The following is a 5,263-nucleotide window of genomic DNA, read 5'->3' as shown; positions in this document are numbered from 1 at the left end:
CGCCTGCGCGCGGCGCTCGGCGGCGCCGGCATCGCGGCGCTGGTCGCGGCCACGCTGGTGCCCGCCATGATGCGGTCGCAGACCAACTACATCATCGGCGCCAAGACCTTTACCGAACAATATGTGCTGTCGGCATTGATGGCACAGCGACTGAAGGCGGCCGGCCTCTCGGCGACGACGCGCGAAGGCCTCGGCTCCAACGTGATCTTCGAGGCGCTGGCGGCTGACGATATCGACGTCTATGTCGACTATTCCGGCACGCTGTGGGCCAACCAGTTCCACCGCACCGACATCAAGCCGCGCCAGGAGCTAGTGGCCGAGCTGAAGACGATGCTGGCAAAGCAGAACATCACGCTATTGGGCGAACTCGGCTTCGAGAACGCCTATGCGCTGGTGATGCCGCGCAGACGCGCCGAGCAATTGGGCATCCGCACCATCGCCGACCTCGCCTCGCGCGCGGCGAACATGTCGATCGCCGGCGACTATGAATTCTTCTCGCGCCCGGAATGGGCCGCGCTGCGCAAGGCCTACGGCCTGTCGTTCCGCGGGCAACGGCAGATGCAGCCGGACTTCATGTATGCTGCGGTCGCCTCCGGCGAAGTCGACGTCATCGCCGGCTACACCAGCGACGGGCTGATCGCGAAATATGATCTGGTGGCGCTGAACGACATCAGGCGCGCGATCCCGCCTTACGACGCAATCGTGCTGCTCGCGCCGAAGCGCGCCAATGACGATGGCTTACGCAAGGCCCTTCAGCCGCTAATCGGAACGATCGACATCGCCACGATGCGCGAGGCCAATCTGCGCGCGGCCGGCAATGACGCGGAGAGCTCGCCGGATGCGGTGGCGCACTGGCTGTGGGAGAAGGTGGGGAAGAGGTAGGAGGCTCGTGTTTGCCGCGCTCCATCCACGTCATTGCGAGGAGCGCAGCGACGAAGCAATCCACGCCTTCGCTTGCGGCGCGATGGATTGCTTCGCTTCGCTCGCAATGACGGGGACAGTGCGGAATTCAAAGTCCCTTGATCATCCCGGCGTCGATCAGGAGTCGATTAAATCGTCTCGCTTCCGCGCCTTTTCGGCAGGCATAGAATACGCCGTTGCAGCGAAGCATGATCTTCTTCTGCTCCTCGAACGACGGATCGAGCGGGACGCCGGCGGCTTCCTGGATCACGAGGGGGATGTAGGCCGCATCGAGCGTATCGAGCGCCGACGAGAGGTCGCCCGGCCGATAATTGATGCCGTCAATCGCGTAGTAGGTAGAGAAGTAGCGCGGATCGGCTGCCATCAAGCGTTTCGCCAGCAATTTCTGATCGATGCCGGGCTCAAGCAGCTTTTGCGAGATGGCCGGCTGGTGATCGCCGAAACGCAACACCAGAAACGACTGATCCGGATAGTCGCGCTTAAGGGCAGCAATGAATTCGCGGTAGTCGTTCTGCGTCATGACCTGGCGACGGATATATTCGTCGGTTTCCGCCGTGTTTCCCGGTGGCGTCCAGTCCGGCGGCGTCAGATCGGGCCGATAGACGTCGGTCCAGGGAAAATGGTTGGCCGTGAGGTAGACGAACATGAAGACCGGCGCGTGCTGCGGCTGCTCCCGCGCAAACACCTTCAAGGCCTGATCGAAGTAGAACTTGTCGGGCTGCATATCCTGGGCGACGCCCATATCCGCCATGTCGATGAAGTGGCCGACGCCAGCGCCCTTCTGGAATGCGCGCGCGCCGAGGAAGTTGCCATAGGTCGGATAGAGCGAGAAGGTCTTGTATCCGCAACGCTTGAGCGCTTGCGGTAACCCGCGCGCAACACGGTTCGCGGTGATCCTTGTGACATAAAACTTCAGATCGCCGAACGACCGCGCGGACATGCCGGTCAGGACGTTGAATTCGGTGTACCACGTCGGGCCGCCGGTTGCCTCCGCGATCATGGTCCGTTTCTTGCCGTCGATGGACTTGAAGTAATCGGAGTACCCTTGCGGCACTTTGATGCCAGGCGCGGCCGAGATGTCGAAGCTCGACTCGTCGAGCAGCATGATGATGTGCGGTCGCTTTGCCGTGGCGTCGCAGGTCTCGGCGGGCGGCAGCATGGGCAGGCCGGCAGCGTGCGCTCCCGCAAGGCGAAGCGGGCCATTCGTCGGCGGATCGACCTCGATCCATCCCGTCGAAGCCAGCCGCGACACCGCCACCACGCCCGAGCGCGCCAAACTGGAAACATGATTGACGCCCTGGAACGGCTCCCAGGCCTGCTCGGGCCAGACTACCGACATCGCCGAGATCAACGCTGTCGTCGCAGCCAGCCCTGTCAACGCAAAGCGGCGGCGCACGCGGAACGGATCGAAACGCCAGACCAGCCACAACAGCGGAACCGCAACGAGGCCCGCCAAGGCCAACTGCAACTGCAAGCGCGGGAACACCGAGAGCATGAACGAGAACGTATCGCGGTCGATGATCAGGAAGTCGAGGAACGTCAGCGTTAGTTGCAGAATTCCGAACTTGAAGTGCGACAGCGCGATCAGGATCACGATCAAGGCCAGCGACAGCGCGGCACAGACGCCGGGCCGCTGCAGCACGACCAGCAGGAAGCAGTTCACGAATACCCACGCCAGCACGGAGAGCGTGATCGCGAACGGCCCGTATTCGGTGGTGAGCAGGACCGCCAGCCCCGCCAGATGGACGGCAACGATCAGACCAGCCGCGGCAAAGAACCGGACGCCGCGCGCTTTCGCGACGGCGGTTTCGCTCATTCCGGATTCGGCAACGGCAGCAGACATATCGCTCCTCAGAGCCCCTTGATGAAACCTGCCTCGATCAACAACCGGTTGAACCTGCGCGCTTCAGCCCCGTCCTTGCAGGCGTAGAATACACCCTTGCAGCGGAGCATGATCTTCTTCTGCTCCTCGAACGAGGGATCGAGCGGAATGCCCGCGGCTTCCTGGATCACCAGCGGCAGATAGGGCGCGTCGATCGTGTCCATAACGGCGGAACTCTTCACCGGCTCGAAATTGATGGCGTCCATTGCGTAGTAAGTGGTGAAGTAGCGCGGGTCGTAGGTGTCGAACTTGCGGGCGACCTTGACTTCGTCCAGGCCGGGATCCAAGAGGTTCGACGAAAACTCTGGCTGATGATCGCCGTAGCGAACGATCAGGAACGGTTGCGCCGGGAATTTCTTCTTCAGGCTGGCGACGAATGCCGCATAGTCGCCGGCGCTCATCGTCTGGCGGCGCAGATATTCGTCGACCACCGGCGCGTTGCCGGGCTTGCGCCAGGACGGCAGCAGGTCCGGGCGGAACCTGGTTTCCCAGGGGAAATGATTGGCAGCGAGATAGACGAAAGTGAACAGCGGCGTGTTGGCCGGCTGCTCGGCGATCAGATTCACGGCCTTGTCGTAGAAGAAGCTGTCCGGCTCGATGCCCTTCGCGCCGAGGGCGCGCGCGTCATAGAACTGCTGGATGCCGGTGGAGGTCTGGAAGCCGCGCGCGCCCATGAAGGCGCCGTAGGCCGGATAGAGCGAGATGGTGTTGTAGCCGCAGCGGCGTAGCGCCAGCGGCAACCCGCGCTCGACCCGTCCCGCCGCAATGCGGGTGACGAAATAAGAAAAGCGGCCGAACGATCGCGACGACAGGCCGGCCAGCACATTGTACTCGGCCATCCAGCTTGCGCCGCCGCTGCTCTCGGCCATGAACTTGCGCTCGCGGCCGTCAAAGGACTTGAAGTGACTGCCATAGCCCGGCGGCACCTTGACGCCGGCGGCCTGACGGATGTCGAAGCTCGACTCGTCATGAATCATGATGATGTGCGGGCGGCGGCCGGCAACGTGGCAGGAATCGACCAGCGGCACCTTCAACCGCTCGGCGGTCGCCGCCTCCGATTCCATGAAGCCGTAATTGGCGAAGTCGGAAACTGCCGTCACGCCCGAGCGGGCGAACTTGGAGAAATAGCCGTCGTCGTAGTAGCCGCGCCAGGCTTCATCCGGCCAGGCGACGGAATAGCCGGCCAGCGTGGCGAGACAGGCCAGCAGGCCGCCAGCCGCCGGCAGGCGGCGGATGCGAAACGGATCGAGCCACCACAGCGCGTACATCAGCGGCAGGATCACGAGCGCGGCGCCGACGACGCTCCAGCGCAGGTTAGGAAAGATCGTGAACAAATACGCTGCAGTGTCGCGGTCGATCACCATCAGGTCGACGAAGTTCGCGGTCATCTGCACAACGTCGTGCTTGAGCCGCGACAGCAGCACCAGCAGCACGACCAGCGTCAGCGACAGCGCGGCGGACAGCGCCGGGCGCCGCAGCAGCGCGATGAAGAAAAAGTTCAGGATGCCCCACGCCAGCGCGAAGCCGATCCGGCCGCCGAAATCGGTTTCGGTGTGCAGCAGGATCGCCAACGCTGCTATGTGCGGTGCAGCAACGGCCGAAAGACGCCAGAAACCGATCGCGGCAAGGCCGGCGGCAAGGGTGGCGGCGGAGGGCCCTGGATTTGGCGCGGGCGCCATGGGAGGAAACGCAACATGACCCGGCGCAATACAAAGCCTTGGCTGGCGACGACCAGGAGACGCACGACCCATCCGGAACCTGTGTCGTGTCACAAAAACGTAGTGGAATCGTCATGAACGCGCAATGAATTTGCCCACGGGCGGACGCGGCAGAGTAAATTTGAGGCTGTCATTCCGGGGCGCGAAGCGAACCCGGCATCTCGAGATTCCGGGCCTGGTCCTAGCGGACCATCCCGGAATGACGGAGCAAGTCAGCTTCTCCTGGCGATCCCCTCGATGAAAAGATCGAGGATTGCCTCCGCGGTTCGCTCGGCCTCGGGGGCGGCCACCCCCCAGCGCGGAAAATGGCCGTCGATGTTCATCCGGGCAAAGCCGTAGACCAGCGCCCGACCGGCGATCTGGACCTGCCTGAGATCCTCGGTGCGGAGCTGGCCCGCGGCAAAGGCTTCCGCGAGCGTTTGCTCTGTCAGCTCGATCAGTTCGGCATTGTCGCGGCTAATGACGGCCGCCCTGTCGTGATCGAACAGACGGCGGCTGGAAATGATCTCGAAATGGGTCGGATTGCGCATCGCCCAGCGCAGGTAAGCGAGCCCGAGGTAGCGAAAGCGGCTGAGCGGATCGCCCGGGGCGGCGCCGGCGAGCGCCGCCTCGATCTCGGCGCGGAACCGGCGCTGCGCCTCCTCCGCCACTGCCTGGATCAGAGCGTCCCGACTTGGAAAATGCCGGAACGGCGCCCCCGGCGACACGCCGGCGCGCCGGGCGGCCTCGCGGACACTGACCG

General features: G+C 63.7%; 4 protein-coding genes. 1 reads left to right on the top strand and 3 read right to left on the bottom strand.

Going from position 1 to position 5,263, the window contains the following annotated elements; all coding sequences use genetic code 11:
- Positions 1 to 882: glycine betaine ABC transporter substrate-binding protein (locus CP49_RS16835; protein ID WP_276326844.1), on the top strand; the 882-nt coding region annotated here is incomplete at its 5' end.
- 127 nt (positions 883 to 1,009) lie between these two features.
- Here CP49_RS16835 and CP49_RS16830 read toward each other — a convergent pair.
- The 3 genes from CP49_RS16830 to CP49_RS16820 form a co-directional block, all read right to left on the bottom strand.
- A complete protein-coding gene (locus CP49_RS16830) occupies positions 1,010 to 2,737 on the bottom strand; it encodes a sulfatase-like hydrolase/transferase (RefSeq protein ID WP_245310726.1) in 1,728 nt (575 codons plus the stop codon).
- A 35-nt stretch (positions 2,738 to 2,772) separates the two neighbouring features.
- Entirely contained in the window at positions 2,773 to 4,482 is a 1,710-nt protein-coding gene (locus CP49_RS16825; protein ID WP_057851331.1) for a sulfatase-like hydrolase/transferase, read from the bottom strand.
- Between the two features lie 251 nt (positions 4,483 to 4,733).
- Positions 4,734 to 5,263: TetR/AcrR family transcriptional regulator (locus CP49_RS16820; protein ID WP_057851330.1), on the bottom strand; the 530-nt coding region annotated here is incomplete at its 5' end.

This window comes from Bradyrhizobium valentinum, from assembly GCF_001440405.1.
GTDB classification, from domain to species: Bacteria; Pseudomonadota; Alphaproteobacteria; order Rhizobiales; family Xanthobacteraceae; genus Bradyrhizobium; species Bradyrhizobium valentinum.
This window is presented reverse-complemented; position numbering and strand designations above follow the sequence as displayed.